This window comes from Pseudomonas marginalis, assembly GCF_900105325.1.
In the GTDB taxonomy this organism is placed as follows: domain Bacteria; phylum Pseudomonadota; class Gammaproteobacteria; order Pseudomonadales; family Pseudomonadaceae; genus Aquipseudomonas; species Aquipseudomonas marginalis.
The window spans coordinates 1,776,008-1,798,579 of record NZ_FNSU01000003.1 but is presented as its reverse complement, the minus strand read 5'-3'; the positions used below and the strand labels follow the sequence as shown (position 1 = coordinate 1,798,579).

28 protein-coding genes and 1 pseudogene are annotated in these 22,572 nt (G+C 53.7%); 23 read left to right on the top strand and 6 right to left on the bottom strand.

The features are described 5' to 3' along the window. Positions 1-239: 239 nt before the first annotated feature. The 12 genes from BLW22_RS17300 (at position 240) to BLW22_RS34920 (ending at position 8,580) form a co-directional block, all read left to right on the top strand. Positions 240-2,210 carry an acyltransferase family protein gene (locus BLW22_RS17300; RefSeq protein ID WP_074847129.1) on the top strand — a complete coding sequence of 657 codons (1,971 nt, stop codon included), beginning with the start codon at positions 240-242 and terminating at the stop codon, positions 2,208-2,210. Positions 2,211-2,347: 137 nt separating this feature from the next. Next, the gene (locus tag BLW22_RS17295; protein ID WP_074847128.1) at positions 2,348-3,391 is read left to right on the top strand and encodes a phage late control D family protein; all 1,044 of its coding nucleotides are present in this window, start codon (positions 2,348-2,350) and stop codon (positions 3,389-3,391) included. Between the two features lie 62 nt (positions 3,392-3,453). After that, on the top strand, positions 3,454-3,879 hold the full coding sequence (locus BLW22_RS17290; protein ID WP_074847127.1) for a cell wall hydrolase: 426 nt from the start codon (positions 3,454-3,456) through the stop codon (positions 3,877-3,879). After that, positions 3,879-4,412 (top strand): lysis system i-spanin subunit Rz, encoded by a 534-nt coding sequence (locus BLW22_RS17285; protein ID WP_074847126.1) that lies wholly within the window; start codon positions 3,879-3,881, stop codon positions 4,410-4,412. Before BLW22_RS17290 ends, BLW22_RS17285 begins: the two co-directional genes overlap by 1 nt. A gap of 149 nt (positions 4,413-4,561) precedes the next feature. Continuing rightward, positions 4,562-5,356 (top strand): DNA adenine methylase, encoded by a 795-nt coding sequence (locus BLW22_RS17280; RefSeq protein WP_074847125.1) that lies wholly within the window; start codon positions 4,562-4,564, stop codon positions 5,354-5,356. A gap of 227 nt (positions 5,357-5,583) precedes the next feature. Beyond that, positions 5,584-5,853 (top strand): hypothetical protein, encoded by a 270-nt coding sequence (locus BLW22_RS17275; RefSeq protein WP_074847124.1) that lies wholly within the window; start codon positions 5,584-5,586, stop codon positions 5,851-5,853. Between the two features lie 102 nt (positions 5,854-5,955). After that, on the top strand, positions 5,956-6,216 hold the full coding sequence (locus BLW22_RS17270) for a hypothetical protein (protein ID WP_074847123.1): 261 nt from the start codon (positions 5,956-5,958) through the stop codon (positions 6,214-6,216). A 139-nt stretch (positions 6,217-6,355) separates the two neighbouring features. Further along, on the top strand, positions 6,356-6,529 hold the full coding sequence (locus tag BLW22_RS35010; protein WP_162844267.1) for a hypothetical protein: 174 nt from the start codon (positions 6,356-6,358) through the stop codon (positions 6,527-6,529). A 206-nt stretch (positions 6,530-6,735) separates the two neighbouring features. Continuing rightward, positions 6,736-7,113, top strand: a complete 378-nt coding sequence (locus BLW22_RS17265; protein ID WP_074847122.1) for an Ltp family lipoprotein — start codon at positions 6,736-6,738, stop codon at positions 7,111-7,113. Between the two features lie 268 nt (positions 7,114-7,381). Beyond that, positions 7,382-7,777: a hypothetical protein gene (locus BLW22_RS17260; RefSeq protein ID WP_074847121.1), complete on the top strand. Its 396-nt coding sequence runs from the start codon at positions 7,382-7,384 to the stop codon at positions 7,775-7,777. A gap of 67 nt (positions 7,778-7,844) precedes the next feature. Further along, the gene (locus BLW22_RS17255) at positions 7,845-8,207 is read left to right on the top strand and encodes a hypothetical protein (protein WP_074847120.1); all 363 of its coding nucleotides are present in this window, start codon (positions 7,845-7,847) and stop codon (positions 8,205-8,207) included. 163 nt (positions 8,208-8,370) lie between these two features. Further along, positions 8,371-8,580, top strand: coding sequence for a hypothetical protein (locus tag BLW22_RS34920; RefSeq protein WP_074847119.1), 210 nt, complete (start codon positions 8,371-8,373; stop codon positions 8,578-8,580). Positions 8,581-8,898: 318 nt separating this feature from the next. On the opposite strand, the gene BLW22_RS17245 is transcribed toward BLW22_RS34920, so the two are convergent. Then, positions 8,899-9,111 carry a hypothetical protein gene (locus BLW22_RS17245; protein WP_074847118.1) on the bottom strand — a complete coding sequence of 71 codons (213 nt, stop codon included), beginning with the start codon at positions 9,109-9,111 and terminating at the stop codon, positions 8,899-8,901. 191 nt (positions 9,112-9,302) lie between these two features. Here BLW22_RS17245 and BLW22_RS36155 point away from each other — a divergent pair. Beyond that, a pseudogene (locus BLW22_RS36155) lies at positions 9,303-9,474 on the top strand (site-specific integrase); the annotation flags it as partial. Between the two features lie 196 nt (positions 9,475-9,670). Here the strand turns inward: BLW22_RS36155 and BLW22_RS34570 are convergent. Together BLW22_RS34570 and BLW22_RS34565 are read right to left on the bottom strand one after the other, a co-directional pair. Continuing rightward, the gene (locus BLW22_RS34570) at positions 9,671-10,519 is read right to left on the bottom strand and encodes a hypothetical protein (RefSeq protein WP_143045147.1); all 849 of its coding nucleotides are present in this window, start codon (positions 10,517-10,519) and stop codon (positions 9,671-9,673) included. 377 nt (positions 10,520-10,896) lie between these two features. Beyond that, positions 10,897-11,763 (bottom strand): hypothetical protein, encoded by an 867-nt coding sequence (locus BLW22_RS34565; RefSeq protein ID WP_143045146.1) that lies wholly within the window; start codon positions 11,761-11,763, stop codon positions 10,897-10,899. Positions 11,764-12,403: 640 nt separating this feature from the next. Here BLW22_RS34565 and BLW22_RS17230 point away from each other — a divergent pair. The 9 genes from BLW22_RS17230 to BLW22_RS17190 all read left to right on the top strand — a co-directional run bounded on the left by BLW22_RS17230 (position 12,404) and on the right by BLW22_RS17190 (position 18,566). Then, entirely contained in the window at positions 12,404-12,592 is a 189-nt protein-coding gene (locus BLW22_RS17230; protein ID WP_074847115.1) for a hypothetical protein, read from the top strand. A 31-nt stretch (positions 12,593-12,623) separates the two neighbouring features. Next, positions 12,624-12,875 carry a hypothetical protein gene (locus BLW22_RS17225; RefSeq protein WP_074847114.1) on the top strand — a complete coding sequence of 84 codons (252 nt, stop codon included), beginning with the start codon at positions 12,624-12,626 and terminating at the stop codon, positions 12,873-12,875. A gap of 299 nt (positions 12,876-13,174) precedes the next feature. Further along, positions 13,175-13,324, top strand: coding sequence for a hypothetical protein (locus BLW22_RS34870; RefSeq protein ID WP_159440253.1), 150 nt, complete (start codon positions 13,175-13,177; stop codon positions 13,322-13,324). 777 nt (positions 13,325-14,101) lie between these two features. Further along, positions 14,102-14,665 (top strand): hypothetical protein, encoded by a 564-nt coding sequence (locus tag BLW22_RS35410; protein ID WP_235865594.1) that lies wholly within the window; start codon positions 14,102-14,104, stop codon positions 14,663-14,665. A gap of 312 nt (positions 14,666-14,977) precedes the next feature. After that, on the top strand, positions 14,978-15,874 hold the full coding sequence (locus BLW22_RS17210) for a hypothetical protein (protein ID WP_074847112.1): 897 nt from the start codon (positions 14,978-14,980) through the stop codon (positions 15,872-15,874). 30 nt (positions 15,875-15,904) lie between these two features. Further along, positions 15,905-16,189 (top strand): hypothetical protein, encoded by a 285-nt coding sequence (locus tag BLW22_RS17205; RefSeq protein WP_027607310.1) that lies wholly within the window; start codon positions 15,905-15,907, stop codon positions 16,187-16,189. Positions 16,190-16,290: 101 nt separating this feature from the next. Next, positions 16,291-16,923 carry a hypothetical protein gene (locus BLW22_RS17200; RefSeq protein WP_074847111.1) on the top strand — a complete coding sequence of 211 codons (633 nt, stop codon included), beginning with the start codon at positions 16,291-16,293 and terminating at the stop codon, positions 16,921-16,923. Positions 16,924-17,422: 499 nt separating this feature from the next. Further along, positions 17,423-18,172, top strand: a complete 750-nt coding sequence (locus tag BLW22_RS17195; RefSeq protein WP_074847110.1) for a hypothetical protein — start codon at positions 17,423-17,425, stop codon at positions 18,170-18,172. Between the two features lie 124 nt (positions 18,173-18,296). Next, complete coding sequence (locus BLW22_RS17190) at positions 18,297-18,566, top strand: hypothetical protein (RefSeq protein WP_065927112.1); 270 nt, start codon at positions 18,297-18,299, stop codon at positions 18,564-18,566. Between the two features lie 253 nt (positions 18,567-18,819). On the opposite strand, the gene BLW22_RS35090 is transcribed toward BLW22_RS17190, so the two are convergent. The 3 genes from BLW22_RS35090 to BLW22_RS35005 all read right to left on the bottom strand — a co-directional run bounded on the left by BLW22_RS35090 (position 18,820) and on the right by BLW22_RS35005 (position 20,180). Then, positions 18,820-19,326: a hypothetical protein gene (locus BLW22_RS35090; protein ID WP_174562737.1), complete on the bottom strand. Its 507-nt coding sequence runs from the start codon at positions 19,324-19,326 to the stop codon at positions 18,820-18,822. Positions 19,327-19,390: 64 nt separating this feature from the next. Continuing rightward, on the bottom strand, positions 19,391-20,017 hold the full coding sequence (locus tag BLW22_RS17180) for a helix-turn-helix domain-containing protein (protein ID WP_065927114.1): 627 nt from the start codon (positions 20,015-20,017) through the stop codon (positions 19,391-19,393). A 4-nt stretch (positions 20,018-20,021) separates the two neighbouring features. After that, positions 20,022-20,180, bottom strand: a complete 159-nt coding sequence (locus BLW22_RS35005; protein WP_162844266.1) for a hypothetical protein — start codon at positions 20,178-20,180, stop codon at positions 20,022-20,024. Positions 20,181-20,420: 240 nt separating this feature from the next. Between BLW22_RS35005 and BLW22_RS17175 the strand changes: the two genes are divergently transcribed. Then, positions 20,421-22,538: a TonB-dependent receptor family protein gene (locus BLW22_RS17175; RefSeq protein WP_074847108.1), complete on the top strand. Its 2,118-nt coding sequence runs from the start codon at positions 20,421-20,423 to the stop codon at positions 22,536-22,538. The last annotated feature ends 34 nt before the right edge of the window (positions 22,539-22,572 follow it).

The window sequence follows — 22,572 nt, the reverse complement described above, 5'->3', positions numbered from 1 at the left end:
ATCATTGATCGCCATGCCGTCAGGTCAAGAGCGCGCAATTTTGAAATTTTTTAGACTGATAACTGGCCTAGCTGCCTGGAAGCGATTTTTCTGGTTGTAAGAGACAAGTTTTCACGGTCAAGCTAGAATGCTGCGCTTTGTTTGTATCAAAAAAAATACAAATACATCTGCTGAAATCCTGTGCGTCAGTACGGGGTAATCTTAAGATTAATGAAATAGTACTTGGTACTGTAAAAATTATGGCTGTCACTAACCAAAGTAAAAGCTTTAGGTCGGATATTAATGGTTTAAGAGCGTGGGCTGTTGTTGCAGTAATACTTTACCATTTTGGTATTGGGGGCTTTGGTGGGGGGTTTGTTGGCGTAGATGTTTTTTTTGTAATTTCCGGGTTTCTGATGACTCGTATAATTATACAGGGGCTTGAAGGTAGTGGGGGTAAGCGGTTCTCTATATTTGCATTTTACCTAGCTAGAATCAGGAGGATCGTGCCTGCCCTGTTTGTCCTTTGTGTTGGGGTTATGTTTGTCGGTTGGTTTTTTATTCCTTCAGTAGAATATAGGGGGTTGGCGGAACACAGCATTAGTGCGCTAGGTTTTTTTTCAAATATAGTTTTTTTTAAGGAGTCTGGTTATTTTGATGCGGACTCTCATGCTAAGTGGCTTTTGCATACTTGGTCGTTGTCGGTTGAATGGCAGTTTTATATTATTATGCCGATTGTCTTGTCGGTGATTTGGAAAATCCGCCCTGGGCGTGGCGTTGTCGCACTCATGATTACTTTGGGTATGATGCTGTCCCAGTATCTGTCGATTCGGTGGTCGGCCTATAATGAGTCGTTGACTTTTTTCATGTTGCCAACCCGAGCTTGGGAGCTTTTGATAGGTGGATTGGCGTTTCTGATATCTGAAAGATTCCCCATAGGCGAGCGCTTTAAGCGCGCATTTGAGATTGTTGGGCTGTTGTCAATTGCGGCGTCGGTTTTTGTATTTGATTCAAATAGTCGATGGCCTGGTTGGAATGCATTGGTGCCCGTAGTCGGCACGGCGCTAGTGATTCTAGCTGCACGTGATCAATCAGTATTTACAGGTAATAAGCTAGTTCATTGGTTGGGTGAGTGTTCATACTCTCTTTATCTCTGGCACTGGCCAATTGTCGTGTTTTTGTTTTTTTTCGGTATCCAAGGTTCCGGTCTAGCAGTGGCTACTGGTCTCCTGATTACATTGTTACTTGGGAAATTGTCCCACCTTTATGTTGAGGTGCCTTGTCAGAAAAAGCTCGACGTGGCATCTCCGGTAAGGAATTGGCTGATTTTTTCTGTGTTTTTCATAGTGGCGGTTGGTGTGACGTTCTGGGTCCGCGTAAATGATGGCGTTCCCCAGCGGTTGGATTCTCGAATTGATAGTGTTTTTATGGCGGCTTTTGATAAAAATCCTAGGATAGGCGAGTGCTTTGTTTCTGGTGCTGGTGTCGTTCCTGGGTGTACGTATGGGGGGGGAGATTTAGGTGTGATTGTCATTGGTGATAGTCACGCTCAGTCGATTGTACGTGCGGTGGAGAAGTCACTTGTAAGCAAAAATTTTAATGTTCTTGATTGGACGCTTGCAAGCTGCCCAACGATATTTGATATGGGGATTGTTGGTAATTCTGGTTATCGGTGTGCGGAATTTGTAGCGTGGGCATTTGAAAAGCAGAAAGGTATATCGCCTGCTGTTCCTATTGTTATGGTTAGCCGGATGTCCGGCTATGTGTTTGGGTCGAATAATTCGGGTGTGAAATACAGTGAAGTTCCAAGTTTTTACGTTGGTGCGCCGTTTTCTGAGCGCTCTCCCGAATTTTTGAATTCATTCCGGCAAGGTATAATAGATACTGCCTGTAAATTTTCTGAGTATCGCAAAGTATATTTGGTTCGACCGATCCCTGAGATGGGGGTTGATGTTCCCAGGGTGATGGGCAGGTCATTAATTCTTGGGCGTGAGAAGGATGTCTCAATATTATTGTCCGATTACAAGTTCAGGCAGGATTTTGTCTGGGAGGCCCAAGACGCAGCTAAGCAGAAGTGCGGTGTCGAGATACTGGATCCGCTCCCATATCTTTGTGCGTCTGGCAAGTGTAGCGGTTCAAGTAATGGGTTGCCTATTTATTACGATGACCATCACCTAAATGAACATGGCGCAGAAATATTGGTGCCTTTGTTCAAAACGATAGCAGGGTAATAATCGACTGAGGATGCTCTCTGATGCTAATAAATAATACTCTAGGCACGCTCAAGAGGCTCGTTCAGAGGGTCTGACGAGCACCTATTTAAAAGCCCTGCACTTGCAGGGCTTTTTCGTTTCTGGAGGTTTATAACGTGAAGCCAGTTTTTCGTATCGTCGCGGACGGTGCTGACATCACCGCACTGATCAACGACCGCTTATTGTTACTGCGCACCCAGGACAAGCCCGGAATGGAGTCCGACGAGTTCGAGCTGCGGATCGATGACCGTGATGGCGCTGTCGCCTTGCCCAAGCGCGGTGTCTACATCGAGATCTACCTGGGCTATGTAGGATCAACCCTGACCCGACTGGGACGATACACCGTCGATGGGGTCGAGGTCTCTGGTCCACCCGATACGATAGTTATTCGTGGCAAGGCCAGCGATATGCGCGGCAGCGGTAAAACCACCCGCAGCGGCAGTTGGGAAAATGTGCCGTTGTCCAAGATCGTCAGCGACATCGCGGCACGCAACGACTGGAAGCCTGAATGCTCTGTAGCCACGGTTGTGCCTCGGGCCGATCAGTTGAATGAGTCGGACTACAACTTCATCACTCGGCTCGCCAAGGATCACGACTGTACGGCCAAGGTCGCTGACAGCAAGTTGCTGGTACTACCTCGCCAAAGCGGGCAGACCGCCAGTGGCAAGAGTCTGCCGGCTATTACCATCCGGCGGACTGACGTCAGCCGCTGGCAATTTCGCTTCACCGATCGCACCACGCAAAAAGCCGTCAAGGCCAAGTACCAGAACAAGAAAACCGGTGAGCTGGTAAACCTGACCCTGGAGAACGACGAGGCGCCTGCAGGTCTGCCGCCTGTTCATACCGACCGGCATATCCACCCGAACAAATCCGCCGCCGAGCAAGCAGCCAAGGCGCGGCTCGCGGCGTTCAACCGCTCGACCGCTGAAGTTCGCCTGGAGATGGTCGGTCGTACGGATCTGTTTGCTGAACGGCAGATCAATGCGCAGGGCTTCAAGGAAGGGCTGGACGGTGAATTTCTGGTGGAGTCGGTGGAGCAGGTGTTCACCCAGTCCGGTTGGAGCACCACCGTGGAATGCAATGCAGGGAAGAAAGGTAAGGCCAAAGCGGCCGGAAAGAAAAAGGGTAAGTCCAAGGAAGTCAAAGTCCTGGAGCTGTAACTGACAAAACCTGCTTCAACGCCCACCGCCATTGAGCGGTATTTTTTTGTCTGGAGAAAAGTATGAACCTAACCGAGAAAGACCGAGACGTCTTGGCTCGTACGCTTTGGGGTGAAGCTCGCGGCGAGGGCCTTGCCGGGCAGACCGCTGTGGCCTGGACCATTCGCAACCGCGTGTTCGATGGCAAGGCCAAGTCATGGTGGGGCGAAGGCTACGCTGGCGTGTGCTTGAAACCGTGGCAGTTCAGTTGCTGGAATCAGAACGACCCAAACTATGCCTACCTGAGTGGCGCAAAGCTGATCCCGCCCGCGCAGTTCGCCCAGGCGCAGAAAGCTGCTGACCAGGTGATGTCCGGTGCGGTGCCCGATCCCACCGGCGGTGCCACCCATTACTACGCCACGACCATGCCGAAGCCACCGGCCTGGGCGGCGGTCGCCAAGGAGACCCTGCGCCTCGGCCATCACATTTTCTTCAAGGATGTGCCGTGATGACGCCCGTGCAGAAGCTGGTGGGACTGGGGCTGGCATTCGTTCTGGCCCTGGCCATCGGCTTTGGCGGTGCCTGGCAGTTTCAGGACGGGCGCCTGGGCAAAAAGATGGCTGAGCGTATCGCGGAGCAGGCCGCTAGCCACCAGAAGGAACTGGACGCAATCACCGGCGAGGCTTGGCGTCAGCAGACGGCTGAACTGAACAAGCGCCTGGCGACCGAGCAGCAGCTCGCCAAGCAGGATCAACAACACACCAAGGAATTATCTGATGCCAAGACCAACCAGGCTCGCCTGCGCGATCGCCTTGCCACTTCTGATCTGCGGCTGTCAGTCCTCCTCGCCGAGGACTCAGCCGGTAGCTGCAACGTGCCTACCGCCGCCGGCGCCGGCGGCGTGGTTCATGCAGCCGGCCGAGCCCAACTTGACCGAGCGCATGCTCAACGAATTATCGACATCACCGATGCAGGCGACCAAGGACTGATCGCCCTGCGGGCCTGTCAGGCCTACGCAAAAGAAGTCTCTACACCGAAGTAAAAGGAGCGGCCGGGCAGGATGCGTCAACATCCAACCCGGCCGCCTTCCCCGCAGAATGTCCCTGCAAGTCCAGCCAAGGCTCCTGCTTCGTGCACAAAGCGGAGCGAGCCTAGCACTGTTTATCCATACAGCAAAGGTCTTGCTTTCATATGTCTACCCCCATCATTCCCTGGATGGGCGGCAAACGCCGCCTAGCCGACCGTCTTATCCCTCTCTTCCCACCCCACGAATGCTACGTCGAAGTCTTTGCCGGCGGCGCCGCACTTTATTTCATGCGCCCCCAGGCTGCGCCCGTTGAGGTCCTCAACGACATCAACGGCGACCTGGTGACGCTGTACCGCGTCGTGCAGAACCACTTGGAAGAATTCGTGCGCCAGTTCAAATGGGCGCTCAGCTCCCGCCAGGTGTTCGAGTGGCAGAAAATGACCCGCCCCGAAACCCTCACCGACATCCAACGCGCCGCGCGATTCTTCTACCTGCAGCATCATGCCTTTGCCGGTAAGGTGACCGGACAAACGTTCGGTACTGCGACCACGGGTCCGGCCATCAACCTGCTGCGGATCGAGGAGAATCTCTCGGCAGCGTGGCAGCGGTTGTCAGGCACCTACGTTGAGAACCTTCCTTGGTTGGACTGCGCTGAGCGCTACGACCGTGCACACACCTTTCACTACATGGACCCTCCTTACTGGCAGACCGCCGGCTATGGCGTCGACTTCCCGTTTGAGAATTACGAGCGCATGGCTGACTTCATGCGGCGCTGCAAAGGGAAGGTGATGGTGAGCATCAACGATCACCCGGATATTCGCAGGGTGTTCGAGGGATTTAACTTCGAAACCGTAGACATCCGGTACAGCTCCGCCAATCAACGGCAGGTTAAAGCGGATGTCAGCGGTGAGCTGGTGATTATGAATTGGGAGCCCGCTGCGTTGGGCGGGTTGTTCTGAGGGGCCCTGGCATTTTCCGTGAACATTGCGAAATCACTGGTGGTAGGCTTTGCTGGAGGCCTGCTGCCAACTCTCTTTGGATTGATCCTGATTCCCGTCTAATCCTGACAGAGAGCCCACCCCTACCGACAGTCACAGTCACAATGGAAAACCCCGCTCAAGCCCAGCATCGGCTTGGCAGTGGCAGTAGAACCAACCCCCTCCGTATCTGCAAAGGAACCCCGTCGATGAGCAACGCCCCGACTTCGCCAAACAGCTTCGAGCATTCCCGCCTGGCCGACCTGATCGCCATGCATCAGGCCATTGCAGCGCTGGGCCAGGTCACCGACCTGGCGGCCGGGCAGGCGCAGCAGGCGGCCTTGTATGCCCGCTTAGAGGCGCTGCACCCGACGCTGATCAGCGTCGAGGAGCGCGGTGCGTTCAATTTGCTGATTGGCTCCATGGCTGTCGTGCGCGCCGAGACCCTGGGCGCCAGATCCACATCCCCTCATATGTGAAAGCCAGTAACGGAAAGTCCGTTGCATCCACAAGCCCGCAGGTGTGGGCTAAGCTCATAAAGAGGGACGCTTTTCGCATCCCAGAATTGGACAGGAAAGCTCATGACCAACATCCGTGTTCGTCGTATCAGAGGCCACTATCGCGATAACCATGGTTCGCTTACCCAGGGCTCGTTGGTATTCATCGACCTTTCTGGCAAGGGAATCTGCACCGAGGATGGTAAGCAACTTCGAGCACGCCGCCTTAAGTCTTCATCCTCCACTGAATGCGACGAGCTGTACGGCCCCGAAATAGGGTTTGATTTTTTGCCTGACAAAGGCGAGTGCGAGCGGGTGGGCATCCCGGTTGATCCGGCTGAGTGATGGGAAATCTCTAGGTAATGCGCAAGCCCAGCCCCTGCTCTGGGCCGAGGCCGTAGAAGAGCGAAGCTTTTCGCTCCCCAGGATCGAGCAGGGAAATCGACTTACTTTCAGCAAACGCCATTACGAATGGAGCAACAAAATGAGCAGAACACCTAATGATGACCGTAGTGACAGCATGAACCCGAACAACGATGCTTATGACTCAAGCATGGATAATCACTCCAACCAACTCAATCCAAACAACGATGCTTATCAAAGAAACAATGATGATGACGAGCTGGATCAAGGTGATTGTTTTGAACATGGAGAGTGACAGAGTTTAATTTGAACGGGTGGCTCGCGAACGAGCCTTTTGCACGTCGGGAATGATGCCTTTGCGCGAATTTGCGCTGTCGGCATCGTCGGCCAGGTCTCCTCTCACATCTTCCTCAAAGACACGCAGTAGTCACGGAAACGTTGAACCGTAAGACAAAAATTTAAGGCCGTTAGAGGCGCTGCGTAGGTTCTGGAGAATTTTCGATGAATTTTTTAAAAGTAATATTGGCTGTCACTTTTTTTGCTGCTGGGCCCTCATGGGCTGGAGATTTGACTGGGCCTCAAAATAATGCGGTCAGATCAGCGAAGCAGTATCTCAGCATGACGGGCTTCTCACGGAATGGGCTTATTCATCAGCTTTCATCTGATGCTGGAGAGGGTTTCGACGTTTCTGACGCTACGAAAGCAGTGGACAGCATGAACATTGATTGGAACCAGCAGGCGGTTAGGTCTGCGAAGCAGTATCTCAATATGATGGGCTTCTCGTGCAAAGGCCTCATTAAGCAACTTTCCTCAAGTGCTGGAGAAAAATACACGGTGGAACAAGCAACCTATGGGGCAAAACATGCAGATGGTTGCTAAAAACGGCGTGGTTCAAACAATAGTTACATTGGAATTATCGAATTTGCCTACAACCATCGTTCTAGGCCGTTGGGATGAAATAGCAAGAAGTTGACCAATACCATGCACCAAGCATGGTTTGCCCGCGCGGATTTGGGGCGTACCGCTGCGGACAACCTGAACCAGTAGGAAAAGTCGCCCGCTACACCCCAAGCCTCGGTCCTCAAAAGCCGGGGCCGAGGACGTAAAGGCACCGGGAAGGCCGGTAAGCCAAGAAGGAAATGAAAGAATGAAAGTCCCTTGCATCAGCAGCTTTTTGGCGGCCACTCTCCTCGCCAGCGTCTCACTGGCTGCCCAGGCAGACCAAACCCCGACCCTGTGGAAAGTGCAGGTAACGGCTAAGACCCCTGCTGGTCCTCACGAGTTTGTGTTGACCGTTCCAGACGGTGATTGCGTCAGCGCCGATGTTAAAGATGCGAGCGGGACCAAGGCCGCGCTGAAGGTCTGCATGGGTAACACGCCCGCGCCGCATACCCTTTATGGTTGGCTGATTACTGATCCTCAGGAAGCTGCAAAGAACGGCGATGCCAGATTCGAAAAGGGAGAGGCCTTCTCGGTGGGCACTGCGGGCCGATCTGTTGAAGCCGAAAGCTCGCTGTATAAAGTGTCGTTTTCTAAGTCATAAGCAGACTAGCTGAGGCGCGGCTTGCAGTGAAGCCTGAGCTTTCTATCGTCCGGACCTAGGAAAAAGCATGGAAGCAACCGATGAGGTTTACCAGATCCTGAGCGACGCGAAGGTCCTTGCTCGGCGGTATTATCACCTCACAGGCAAGCCACTGGGTGTCACGGGTGAGGTTGCGGAGTATGAGGCTGCTCGAATCCTCAATCTTAAATTGGAGTTAGCTAGGCAAGCGGGGTATGACGCTACGGAAACAAGAGACGGGTCGACTCGCAAGATCCAAATCAAGGGTCGGTATTTCTCCAATCCTCGAATGCGAGGCGCTCGGGTTGGTTCGATCGATTTAAAGCAGTCCTTTGATACGGTTCTTTTAGTGCTGCTCGATGCTGATTACAACGCATTCCAAATATATGAAGCGGCTAGGCCCGGCTGTTGAGGCACTACTGACTAGATCTGGATCTAAAGCTAGGAACGAGCGTGGGTCAGTCGCTATCAGCCAATTCAAAGCAATCAGTAAGCTGCGCTGGGAGCGAGTGCCGGTAGCGGCTACGAACCACAAACCCCTTTCGGCGCTGCTGTCATGCCCGTCTGATGAACTGATGATCGATTATCACGAGCCAGCGAACAAGCTCGAAAACGGCAAGCTAACTGATCGTGGTGTTGAGGTCTGCTATCGGCTGTTTGATGCTGGTAAAAGCAGGAATGCTGTTGGTGCGGTGATGGAGATTAGCTTCGGCGCGGCAACCCATCGTTTTGAAGCTTGGAAAAAAATTGGTGGCGTTGATCGCAAGAAGGAGCCCCTTGACTGAGCAATCGAGGATGTGTGCTTTGGTATGCCTGAACTCTGTGAATGTTCAGAAATTGCTACAAGAGAAACGCTTGTCCTTCTGCTCAAGCAGAGCAGAGGATACAGACGCCCTACGTCTAATCCATCATCGGATCGAGGGATAGGCTGAACCCGAGCGGTATCCATGGGGCAAAAATGGGGCAAACCGTACGCCAATCTATGCCATCCAATGCCAATTACGCATTTATGCAATCAGATGCGGGCGGGCGGTAGGGCTAGCAACCACGGGCGTATCCATCAAAACTGCCCCCATACCCCCACACAATCGGGGTGTGCTTTGTTAGAAAGGATTGGTTCGTAACTTCGCCAGGCCCTGCTTGATATGCCCAGCGTTTTCGCCGATGACGAATAACGCACCACGTACGTTATTGCCAACCTCATCGAGGCCTTGCTTTTCGCTTTGGAGAGTCAATTCCATTAGCGCAGCTTCTAACGCGAGCTGATTCTCGTACATTCGTTCAAGCAGATCCGGCAGTGAGTATTCCCTTGACATGTGTGCTATCTCATCGAAAAGGCCTAAGCATAGCAGGGGCTTACCAAATTGATGCTTGCTTAGGAATTGCTACGAGACCGGCGGCTCAATGCTCGGTGGGCATAGCTGGCGGTAGTTTTAAGGAAGGCTATGTCCAATCCATCGTCGGGTGATGAAGTTGGTGTGAGGTCTTGTGATAGGGATAGCTCCTACAATGCCGGTACAGATACGCAGGTCTGTTGCTGAACAAGGGCATTGGTTCAATCGAATGGATAGCCCGAACAGATGGAGCATACCAACGTCAGCATCATCCACTAGGACTATGGAACCTGGATCAATGAGGATGGCCCGGATGTCGATGGTATGCTGCAGCTTGCGTCATAGCTGTGATGGAATGGCTTACTCCTCCCTAGCTATTGACAGTTGTTCGTGGATGGGTTGCTGATTACCCCCGAGCAGCAACTCCTTCCAAAAACTATCAAGCCGGTAGCTAGGCTTGATGATATACATTCCAAGTATGAGAGTTGTTCTTGGAGGCTTTCTACCATAGGTTGATCGGTCGTTGGTGATGATGAGTACGTCAAAATAAAGCACTAACATCCTCTGCTAACTCGTTGACCAACTCCATGTTGCGTTGCTTGGTCTGGCCAGAGTTTGGGAGTGTCATATTTGCATTCCATTCCTGCTTTTTCTCGGTTTGTTTCCGATCATGAAAAGAAAAAAGCTCTAAGGTTCTTACTATATTGAATAGGTTCATGGTAGATGTTTTTGCGTAGTCTGTCGGCCAGACAAGCCGGCTCTGTGAAAATTGATGAAATGGCTCTTGCGTGCGCTTGATGCGCAGAGCGTCAGTTATTTCGTCAATTGAATAAATTACATGTCTCAGCGCAAAACTATCCATGTTCGGAGCATATATTAGCGCCATAACGCCATCTAGCTCACTTCTTATGAAGTCTAATAGCTCGTTGTCTTGTGCTGGTTTGTTATCTGAGGGGTGCTGTTTCCATTGTGATTTAAAGTTGAAGGATGAGTAGTTGTTTAGAGGAAAGATATTTTTGTAGGTGTTTAGCGGGTCCGTAAATTTGCACGCGCAAGTAATTTCCAGTTTTTCTAAGACGTTAATGAATTCTTCTTTGTGTTTAATGTAATTATTGAATGTATTTTGTTTTAGAGTTTCTTCAATCTGATGGGATGCTTCCTCCGATCGATGAAGTGCAGCGGTTATAGCTGTTAGTGGTACGGCTAGACCTATTATTGATAGGGGGTATTTGTATAGTTCAAAAAAATAGTTTACGCAGTCAGAGGACAAACATATTTTAAAGTTTTGATTGGTGAGGGCGGAGGTAATGAATAGTGTCGCCCCTAATATTAGCGGCAAGAGAAGTGCAATTCTAAATTGAGGGGATTCTGAGAGTTTTTTAGGTTTCACAGGATGGCATCCTAAATAAAGTGGTTGTCGGCCAAAGGCTATTGATCTTGGTGCTTCATGAGGTAGTCAATCCGGTGTACCTGTGCGAGTGGACGCCTGTTGATCAAATATACAAGGTGGAAGGGGCCCTACGTCCAGTCAGTTATAGGACGTTGGAGGAGGCTAAACGCTGGGCTGCGCGAATGGGACAAAAATGGGGCAAGACGTACGCGAATCTATGCCATCCAGTTACACTTATACACTTTTTGGCTGGTGGGCATTAAAGCAAGCAACGACGTATCTAATCCCCAAAATTCGTCAAATAGCGTTACATAATAGGTTTTGCTTGGCAATCTGATCGCTCGGGAAAAGGATCATCATTCGGTATAGAAGAGTGTTCATGGTTTAATATTTTCTTCCGGAAGCGTTTCTTCTTTTGTGGTTAAAGATGAATTAATGGGCTGGTTGGGCGCCTCTTTTGCGAGATTGCTCATAATGCTTGGGACAAGCATTTCTATGAAGCCGGATATCATGGCTACCATGAAGTATCCAGTATTTTCGGGGGACTTTTCGACAAAAGAAAAAGCAATATTGCTTTTTATTGCAAAAAAAGAAAATATTGCTGCGGTGATTGCAATCAAAATTCTTGAGCATCCAATCAGACAGTTTACAAATTTACTCGCATCTAAATCTATCTCCAATTTGGAGAATCCTAGAGCGATCGACAATACGCCACCCAAGGCCCCACAAAGCGCAATATTTAATAAGAGTGGGGCGGATTGAAAACCATAAATTCCTGACAGTAATAGAAGTATGGCTACCAAGAGAAATGCGCTTAAAGTATATTGAAGTCGTCCCTGTATAGTTTTAAGTTTGAATAGCCGCCCTTCAGCTTGCATTAATATATTTTTAGCTACCTCAGTATTTCCTACGATGTTTGTAGTTATGGCTCGCCCTACAAGCCTGTTAATTGACTCTGTGCCGGAAAGTTTTTCTGGGAGCCATGAATAAATTCGGGCCAAATCTGCGGCGAGCTTATAGTGGTTTTCTGCATATAATAATATGTCGGGATCTTTGTCATCAATATCTATTCGTATCGCGCTATCAGTGCGATACACGACCCAGCCAGGATGCTTCGCATATATTTTTCTAATTTTGACGTCATCGTTGTCTCGCGCGCCTATTTTGTAATCGTATGGCTTTTTGATTGCTGGATTAGTGGTTTCTTTATTACGCCTTAATAGTGTTTTTATTTTATCTAGCATATGATTCCTGGTCGACACGTAGTTTTGTTATGAAGGCAGTAATTGGCTGCCTTAAGTAGCTAAGCAAGGTTGAGGCATATTGCGAATGTGCTAACAGAAAATGTCAGAGAACTTCGTTTACATGTGCCGATTCCTCGGATCTATGATCCGTGTAGCCTGTTCGTTTTTGATTTGCATCGCACGATCTTTTTTGAGTGCGGATAACAATGAACCTCATCCTACATCATAGCGAAGAGCTATTACAGGTGGGCGGCTTGGATTCCTTCGCTTAGAAGGCTTCTGGAGTCTAGTCACTAGCGAAGCTCTGTCTACCTGTGCAGTGCCGGGGTCTGTTTGATATGGCTGATATTTTCACAAATCGCATGGGGCGCTACACGCACATTTTGACCCACCTCAACCTAGTTGTTCCGCTCGCCCCGCAGCGCCTCTGATTCAAGAAGCGGTGGATTCGCTTCGACGTTACCACGACGTTCAAAAAGCTAATCACTCCGTTGAAGAGTTTGCCCATGGGACAGGTGCTCTATTTGGCTCTGTGCGAAAGGGGGATGCTAACCTCACAACATCTGGTTATAAAGTCAGCCTCCCCTCAGATGAGCGTTTTGCCTACAATTGGCCATCATCCACGCAAGGAGCAGTACCGATGTCGCTTGACGAAGTTAAAGAGGTTCAGCAGGTCCGTGACCCCCGAATGGTCAACGAAATGATCAAGCTAGGCTGGGTGCTGATCGATACAAACCCGGGCACGATGGAGGATGGTAGTGCTTGGCCACTTTACATTTTGGGTTGGAAACACAATCGCGTAGCCGCAAGGGTTAAGCAGGATTGGTAATGCTGGTTTCAACCGGAAAGGAGTCCCCACTATGCCGATGGTCGAGACAGAGCTACTCAAATCTCTAAATCAGGATGCACAAAAGAAGTATAAAGTTTTAGAGAGTGCTCTAGAAGAAGTGAGGGCACGTAAAGACCGCCAGAATGAGGATCCGGGTGGTTTTCACCGGGCTGAAATGAAGGCTGAACACGCGCTGCTTGATTTCAGAATAGCGGGTGGGATTTTAGCTATCGAGTTGAATCGTGTCGTTGCAAAGGCCGAGCGCGACGCCGACCAAAGCTAAGACTAGATCGCAGCTCTACCAACAACACCGTTTATGCTTAAAAGGCCCCTACACTTAAACAGGTGTGTGGGGGCCTTTTTTGTTGGTATGGAAACCACCTCTCCCTAGGCCGGTATACCAAGGCGCCCGGCAGCGGTTTATCTACTGGCCTCCACCGGCTCGAAAAGGACGCGACGTGTAAATGTTTCCCCTAACCATGACTTCCAGCACGCCTTGCCCAAGACGATACTGACGAAGACACCCTGTTCGTCAGTTCTTCGTTGATATGGTGGGACGCAGAACAATGCGATGGATTTGTCATGACCTACGTTCTGATTCTCGATCCAGAACTGGTCAAAATCTGCGCTCAACTCGTTTCCTTCTTGGCTTTCAGTTGTGTGGATCCTGACTTAATTGGCTTTGGTGTGCCCTTTGAATCATTCGCTAGCTCTTGGCAGCACCGAGTGTGAGCATTGTATTTTCGCAAAGCGGAACTAGCTTGCCGGATTTGATCCGCACAGAAATGGCCAATTACCTGGCACGCTTGGGGGGAGCTACGGATTTGCACGCTCTGAAACTAGCGCAGGAGCGCGCCGAAGGATTTGTGGAGGGAGTGGTAGCCGCGCGCTCGATCAACCCGGCTACAACAGCAGCCCTATTTATTGCGGTCAAGGAGGCGGCAGCGCGACGCCAACGGGAGTTGACTCCATGAGTGGCGGGGCGCTTCATTCGAAGACACTGCACGTTGCGTCGGGACGCTGGGGACGAGACAGGAGTTCCCAAACCGAAAGCTCACCCATCATAGAATGCGGCCTGTAGCTTGGAAGCGAAGTGCGAGTAACGGAACGCCAATTCCTGCTCAGGCCGCAGCCCGCTGGATTATGCTAAGCGGTCTTGAAAACCGGCGAACGTTAATAGCGTTCCCAGGGTTCGAATCCCTGGTTTCCCGCCAAGATTCAAACGAAAGCCCCGCTATGCGGGGCTTTTGCGTTTCTGGGGTTTGGCGATCTTCTGATTACTGTGCCCTGTAGCAGACTCGCGCAGCCAATACTGATGATTGCCGATGCAGCCCGGGACCTGAATCAAGCAACTGAAGCCACTTCCACTGGCTCATTTAATTCGTGGTTTTTTCAGCCAGCTTTTGCTCGTCATCTTTTTATTTTTTTACTACTATCGTTCATCTGCGCACTCAAGGAAGAGAGGCTGAGCGCCTTGAGGCTGGTAGAAAAATTACACTCGATCATTGAATGAGTTATTACTTTTACCCAGAACCTAACGACTCAGCCATCCGTAATTACCTCTTGGTGGAACCGATGGATAAAATGTGTGGCATCGTTGTAGTGGTAGGGCTTGCCCTCTCTGGATGCGCTACGAAAACTCCCGAAAAACCTGATGTGACTCCACCTCCTGCCGTCGTCCGGGAAGCACCGCCTGAGGTCGCACCTTCGACTCCAGAAAAGTGGACTGTGCGATACGAGGCTGCACCTGCGAACGCCAGTGCTGACGCCCCAAAAGCAGCTTCTTTGGAGTCTGCTCAGTCAGAAACAGAAACAAACTTGAACCAAAATCGCGCTGAGCAATGCCGTAAAGAACTGGATGTTTTAAAGGTCTACAACAAAGCGTCTTACGATAAATACGAGGCGCAATACCAGGCCATTGCTGCCAAGACTGCCAAATACATGGAAATTAAAGACTCATTGGGTCCCGATTTAAACTACATGGTTATGCCCGCTTATCAATTTCAAATTCGTGAGTTCTGCTTCCGAGTTAAGACCCGTCTGTCGGAGCTTGTGCTTCGCCAAGCCCGATAATGATTCCGCGTCCGGGGACGTCTTTTGCCAGTTGGTGAAACAAGCGCTGCATTGTCCGAAAGATGACGAGGGTCCCAGGCGTGGTTTCCCGCCAGGACTTAAACGAAAGCCCCGCCTTAGCGGGGCTTTCGTGTTTCCGGCCCCAATGTCGCGAAGGTTGTGAACCCGTTGGCATTAACCCATATGCACAGGGAACGATGTTAATGAGCCATGTTCCAACCTGCCGTGCCAAGCCCGCCCAATGACGGCAGGGTTCAATCGGCCCCGCATAAACAGCGGTGCGCGCAACCCCATTACAAGGACGCAAGCGTTATGCAGTCATCCCCCTCCCAAGCGCCTTCCGCCACCGGCGAACTGATCGCCAGTTTCCGTCACGGCAAGGGTTTTCTGATTTTCAGTTTGATATTTGGCGTTGTGTTGTTAGGTCTCGCCGGGTTTGTGTTGTATCTGGGCACGATCCTGCCACCGGGCAATGAAGGGCCGGTCAGCCTCCAGACGTCCCGTGGCATGGCCTTCAGCTTCAGCAGCCCCCATACCTTGATTTACGCCACCAGCGCTTTGCTGGCGGTTCTCGGGCTGGGTGTATTTGCCGCTTACGCCTGGCACAGGAAACTGCGTGCGCCGCTTTACGACGTGTATGAGCATGGTATCGAGCGCATCATCAACGATCAGCGCGAATACACCGCCTTTGCCGAGATCGATGACTTGTATCTGTTTGGCTCCGGGCAAACCGTGCTGACCGGCATGATCACCAACGTGGCTTACCGTCGTAATGCCACGGAGCCGTTTCATCGAGTGATCGAGAGCCTCAAGGGCTTTCACGATTTCCAGCAGTTGGTCCGTGAGCTGCACGTACGTGCACGTCTGCCGGGGGTGCTGGCGACGCTGGAGTCGGGTGGGGCGGTCAGGTTCAATTGCATCAGCTCCGGGCAGGTCTGGGGCAAGCGCGTCAGCGGCAACTTCCTCAAAATCACCACGACGCCGATTGTGGTGAGCCTGGATCTCCTCGAATACCAAGGGCGCAAGGTGCCGATGTCGTCGCTGCGTACCGTCGACCTCAACGCCTGGACCGAAAAGGTGGTGATCAAGGACGAGAGCGGCAAACCCGTGTTGTCGACCATCGCCACCGGCATTCTGAGCCACGACCTGTTCCTCAACACACTCGATGCCGTGTTTGCGGCTGAAGAGCAAGCACGCGAGCCGGCTTGAGCCAATCGTGTCATTCATGAGGATTAAACGATGATCTATCGCGGCGCAGGCTGGCTGACACTGTTCACGCCGGTGGCCATGGTGTTGCTGCTGATGGGGGTGTGGCCTGACCCCAGCGTCAAACCCGGCAATACCTCACTGATGCAACTGTTGATGGGTGTGGGGATTGGCTCGGCCATCAATACCGTGCTGGGCTTTGTCCTGAATCGGCAGGTGCATGAAGATGGCGTGCGCCATCACTTCTTTTTCATGCCCATGCAGTGGCCGGCGCTGGCGATCATGATTGTCTGCGCGGTGATTGCCCTGCTCAAGTAAGGCCGCCCGTAGGCGGGCGTCCAACTAACGGTTTGAGGGGGACGCAAAGGTTCCTGGCTTTTCGCCCATTATTGAACGCTGCAACCCCTGGAGCCTGTTGGATGAACCGTCAAGACCCACCTCACCTCGTCGCCACGCTTCCCGGAGCGCCAAGCACTGGAAGCCCTGTCGCGCACCCACCCACCTGGTATTACGGCCCGGATCTACCGAGCGTTGGCGGCAGTGGTCGGGGGATCCTGGGGTTCTACATTGCGCTACTGATGCTGTTGCCGGGCTATGGGCTGGTGATGTTGCTCCTGGCCGGGCTCGGAGCGCTGCAGGGCGCGCCGACCAGCGCTGAATCGAGTTTTACGACGTCGACGCTCATCCTGTTCATGCTCGGTACCGCAGTGCTCATCGGTGCGATGTTTGCCTGGATGGCCTCTACGCCTCATGTGGAGGCCTTTACGTTCGATGAAAACCAGCAACTGCTTAGCCTCACGGTTATCCGTCGTGGCCGCGGGCCCTACGAAGTGCGGGTGCCATTCAGCAACATCATTTACGTCTGCCCCTACGTCCTCGCCCGGTTTGATCGCCATGGGCATTTCCACCTCGTGGGTCAGGGACCCAAGGACAAGGTTTTCGAATATCGGTTGGGTGAGGGTATCTCTCTGGACGAAATGGCGTTTCACGCTGAATGGTTGCGGGGAATGATAGGGGCGCGGATGCACGAGCTGGTGAATCTGGATAAATGAAACATTCGCGTTAATACCAGACGCGTAGTGTCGGGCCGTCCGCGCTTGAAACCCGCGCGAACTCTACTGCGGCAGCAATGGCATTTAAGTTGATGGGCCCAAATACAGGGCGAAAACTGCCCCAGCCACACGCGCAGCTGATCTTAAAGGCAGTGACCCATGGCTCAGCAGAAAAGCTGAGCCACCGAAAGCAGGCATATCACCTGGACAAAAATCTGAGCTCGAATGGGATGTTTCATCTGTGCGACCCTCCTGTACAGCTGCGGGGGAAGTGCCATACGCGATGTAGATCCTCCCTGGATCGCCCACAACACTCGCAACTGTTCCATGGAGTATAGGCCCTGAAACGAATCTTTCACGATTGGGCCGATTCAGTCCCCGGCGGGCTCTGCTTACAACTATATGCCCAGCCCATTGCACTTTTTTTCATTTATCCAATCTATCTTTGTCCCAGCCCTGCCGATTTCCCGCGTGGGCAAAAGAACCAGATCGGGTGCCGATGGATCGCACGTTACTTTTATTCAAGACTCGACGAGTGCCTCGGCCCCTGTGGCTGGCCGTGGTGTTGATACTCTGCGCCAGTGGCTGCACCCAGCAGCAGGGGCGGGATATCGCCAAGCAGTTCAGCGATGGCAAACCCGATGAATTCTTCCAGACCAGTGTCGATCGCATGGCGACCCTGGGCATGCGCGACAACTTGCAAAGCCTGTATTTGCTCATGAACAAGCTCTACCTGCGTAACCCCAACCAGTGGCGCCAGTCGGGTTATCCGGATGCGCTGAGCGCTGCGCGGGAGATCCGCCTGGCCATTGAGCAGCGCCGCTCATTACCCGCCCTCGGAGAGCGTCGCGACCTGGCGGCGCTGAGCTACTCCTTGAGCCCTGAGTTTCAGGGCGATCGGGTCGGGGCGTTTATCTATGCCATCGGCAGTATGATCGTGACCGCCCACGGTGGGCGTACCGAGTTCTACATTACCGACTCGATCAACCCGCAGTTCGTCAGCAATGCCGCGCGCAACATCGAGAAGGCCACCTGGTTGCTCAGCAAGCGCCAGGATGCAAATGGCGTCCTGCTCCTGTTTTCCAACGAGATTTCGGAGGAGGGCAGCAACCTGAGTTTCGCCGTCGAGTTCGGCAAGATTGTTGCGCGTCTGGACCTGTTGACCCAGATGCTCGATGAGCGCTACCGCCGTATTGGCCTTAACTATGCACAAAGCCTGTTGTTGATGAATTTCCTGCCGGTGCAGTAATTGGGTTGTTCGGTATGCTGTTTCTGCTTTGGATGTAGGAAGCGGCCTATCTTGCATTCCGATGCTTGAAACACCTCCCTGTGCGCAATAGCCTCGGATTTTTCTGAAAAAACGAGGCCCTACCTTGGGTAAGCGAAAAACGGCTTGGCCGACGGACCGCGAAATACGCCTGCGCTTTATCCTCTTTGCTGTGATCGACGCCGCGAGCGTTCACGGCGTCCCCTCTGAGCTGTTGCTGCCCGCGCATAAATTGCTGCGAGACTCGCCGACAGAGGCGCAGTTGCTCGCTGCTCTGGGGGAAATTCTGGCCACTGATGAAATGCATGGGTTCAGGCTACCACCAGGGTCGGAGGCCGATGAATTGATGCAGTCGCTGGAAAAGCCCGACGGCTAGTCTCATCCGTTAGACCGTTTATTTCCTTAAGATTGGACGAGATTCCTCAATCGAATATCCATGACGTCCATATCCGCCAGGTAACGGATATAAGTAACGCAATAGCGTCCTAATCACTGTTATCGCGCCAAATACAGCTGTCTTGTTCGACTAAGCGTGCCTGGGAACACCCATTCCTGCTGCTCTGCCGGCGTCTTGCGCAGCCCTCCGGTCTCTCTAGAATCGGCGCCAGAACCTAGCCATTTCCTGTCGATTACGGAGTTTCGAACATGATGAATGCAATGCAGATGCCGATGAACACCTCCATGCCAATGATGCCGATGATGGGCATGCCGATGATGATGGCAACCATGAAATGCGAAATGGCCGCTGACGCCATGATGTGCACCATGAAGCCGGCAGCCGGCATGGACATGGCCCAGTTCAAGACCAATGCCGAAATGATGGCGATGATGATGAACTGCGGCATGCCGATGATGATGCAGTGCGCCAACCTGTCGATGATGTGCATGTCGGCCGACGCCATGGCCATGATGACCGGCATGAACATGATGCCGATGATGGGCATGCCGATGCCGATGATGAAGTGCGTCATGGAATGCACCATGATGGCTGACGGCATGATGTGCAAAATGATGCCGATGCCGGGCATGAGCATGGACATGATGAACAACTGCTGCATGCTCATGAACAAAATGATGAATGACTGCGCCATGCCCATGATGATGAGCTGCAACGGCATGCCGATGATGTGCTGCACCTGCTGACAGGTCCCGCGCGATGAAAAAACGCCCCGATAAGTCGGGGCGTTTTTTTTGCCGTGATTAATCCAGCCGTTCGGGGTAGGTGATCACCAGGAACGCCACGGCTTCGCTGTCCGCCGGGTTGCGGTAGCGGTGGGGCTGGTCGGCGTAGAACAGGATTGAATCGCCGGTGGACAGCAGGTAGCGCTCGTCATTGACGCTGACTTCCAGTACGCCTTGGGCCACCACCAGGTTTTCCTGGATGCCCGGGCCGTGGCCTTGGGAGACTTCCTCGCCGAGTGCCCGCAGGCGAATCTCGTAGAACTCGGACTGGCGTGCCGTATCGTAGGGAAACAATGCGCGGCTGATAAACGCGCCATCGGCACTCACCAGGCGCTTGCTCTGCTGCGCCGGCAACACTTCCACCCCTTCGAACGCGCGGTCTTCCAGGAACGCCGCCACCGACACCTTCAAGCCCTTGGCAATTTTGCACAACACCTTGATCGACGGCACGCTGCGCCCGGATTCGATCTGCGCCAGCATTGCCCGGCTCACGCTGCAGGCGCGTGCCAGGGCGTCCAGTGACAAGTGCCGTTTGCTGCGCAGGCGTTGCAGGTTATGCGCAACGCACAGGCTGATCACATCGTCATCGGTGTTGGGCTTGGGCAGCGGTTCGGGCGGTTCGGGAATCACATGCAGGAAATTCATTGGCCTACGCCCGGCGTGTATCGCTGGGCGTTGCGGCGTGGGTGGTAAACACCGCCAACCCTGCGCGCGCTGCGTACATCGCCCACATCAACTCGGCCGCAGCACGTGCCTGGCGGCGTTTGCGGTGGAGGGTAAAGTCGATGACGGTGGCGGATGCAGGCATGGGAGGGGATCTCGTAGGTGACTCGATGGCTCCACAGTAATGCGTACTGGTTATTTCTTTAAATACTGAGTTTGCATGTATTAATTCGATTTTGGACTTAAAAAATAAATCCGGTCCGACGCTGTTGTGGGAAGCGTCTGGTCCGTTATTAAGGCGTGACTTGGCGGGCATCGTTGTCTTCCCATCACTGTTCGCGTGACGGCCCAGCCTTTCACGCCCCCGAATTCCAAGGATCCGCCCATGCTGCTGCGCCCACCTCCGTTCCTGTTCGCCGCCCTGACCTTTAGCTCCCTGGTGCACGCCGAAGACCTGCAATTGGCGCCGGTCGAAGTTACCACGCCCGAGGCCGGCGCCGGCGAAGTCGCCCAAGCGCAGCTCAAGAGCGTGCCCGGTGCTACCAATTACATCGACATGAGCAGCGTGCAGCAAGGGCGGGTGAGCACCAATGAAGACGTGTTCAAGTACCAGCCTGGGGTGTATGCCAAGGCGGCAAACAATGAAGGGGTGAAGCTGTCCATTCGTGGTTCGGGCCTGAACCGCAGCCCAGGCGCCCATGCTTCAGGGCTGTACGAAATGTTCGATGGCTTGCCGCTGACCGGCCCCGGCGGCACCCCTTATGAACTCAAGGACCCGCTGTGGCAAAGCCGCGTCGAGGTGCTGCGTGGCGCCAACGGTTTTGATCAAGGCGCGTTGGCCCTGGGTGGCGCGGTCAACTATGTGACCCATACCGGCTACGATGCGCCCAAGCTGCAAGTGCGCTATGAAGCCGGCAGCCGTGGCTATGCCCAGCGCGAGATCAGTTCGGGCCAGGTGCTGGGGGATGCCGACTACTACATCAGCCTCACCGACTCGGAATCCGACGGCTACCAGCGCCAGAGCGCCGCCACCGGCAAGGGCATGGCCGCCAACTTCGGCTACCGCTTCAACCCGGACCTGGAAACCCGCTTCTATTTCCGCTACCGCGAAACCACCAACGACACCCCCGGCAAACTCACCCGCGCCCAGATCAGCCACGACCCGCGTGCCGCCAACAGTCTCAACGCTGCCCGCGATTCCAAGCGCCTGCAGCCGGGTTCCACCTGGATCGCCAACAAGACCACCTTGCAGTTGGACGACAATTCGCGCCTGGAAGTCGGGCTGGCCTATCACGATTACCCGATGGACCTGCGCGAAGGCACCAACCGTCTCAAGGTGGCCTACACCGATATCAGCAGCACCTTGAATTACATCCGCCAGGACACGCTGTTCGGCCACGACAGCAAAACCACCCTCGGCCTGCGCACCACCCAGGCGATGCCCAACAACGGCACATCGGAATACGTGCGCACGCCAGCCGGCAACACCGCAACCTATGCCCCAGGCACCAAGACCCGCGACTACAGCTACCTGGGGTCAGACACCGTGCTGCATATCGGCAATGACCTGGAGCTGGTCCAGGACCTGTGGCTGACCACCGGCCTGGCCGCGATCTACACCCGCCGTGAAACCCAGGTCACTTATCCCGAAGGCCAGGCGCCGCTCAGCCAGCATGACTGGGACTACGCACCGCGCATCGGCCTGCGCTATGACTTCACCCCGCAGTTGCAGGTGTACGGCAACCTGAGCCGCTCGGTCGAGCCGCCGCATGCGTGGTCGATGATCTGGGGTTCCAACAAATACTTTCCAGCGGGCAGCGGCCCGGCCACTGGATTACAGCGCGAAGGCGTCAGCCTGAAAAACCAGACGGCCACCACCCTGGAAATCGGTGGCCGTGGCGAAGCATGGCTCGGCCAGTGGGACCTGGCGCTGTACCGCTCCGAAGTGCGCCACGAACTGCTCACCGTGGAAACCCAGGCCCAGACCTCGACCAGCAATGCCATCGTCGCCGAATCCAATGCCAGCCCCACCGTGCATCAGGGCGTGGAGCTGGGCCTGCTCAGCCCGCTGTGGGACGGCGGCCGCAGCGGTAAGCTCGACCTGCGCCAGGCCTATACCTTCAGCGACTTCCACTACCGCGACGACGACCGTTTCGGCGGCAACCGCTTGCCGGGCATCCCCCAGCACTACTATCAGGCGCAACTGCGCTACGGCCACCCGACGGGCTTCTACACCAGCCTCAATACCGAGCATTCCTCGCGGGTGGCGGTGGATTACGCCAATTCCTATTACGCCGCGTCCTACACCCTTCTGGGCGCGACCTTCGGCTACGACGCACCCAAGCAGGACTGGCAAGCCTGGGTCGACCTGCGCAACCTCACCAACCGCCGCTACGCCAACACCGTCACGCCGGGCTACGACGACAAGGGCCTGGATGTCGCACGCTCCACCCCGGCGGACGGACGCGGGATCTACACCGGTGTCTCATGGAGCTGGCGCTAAGCCGCAGCTATCCAGCCCCCTGTGGCGAGCGGGC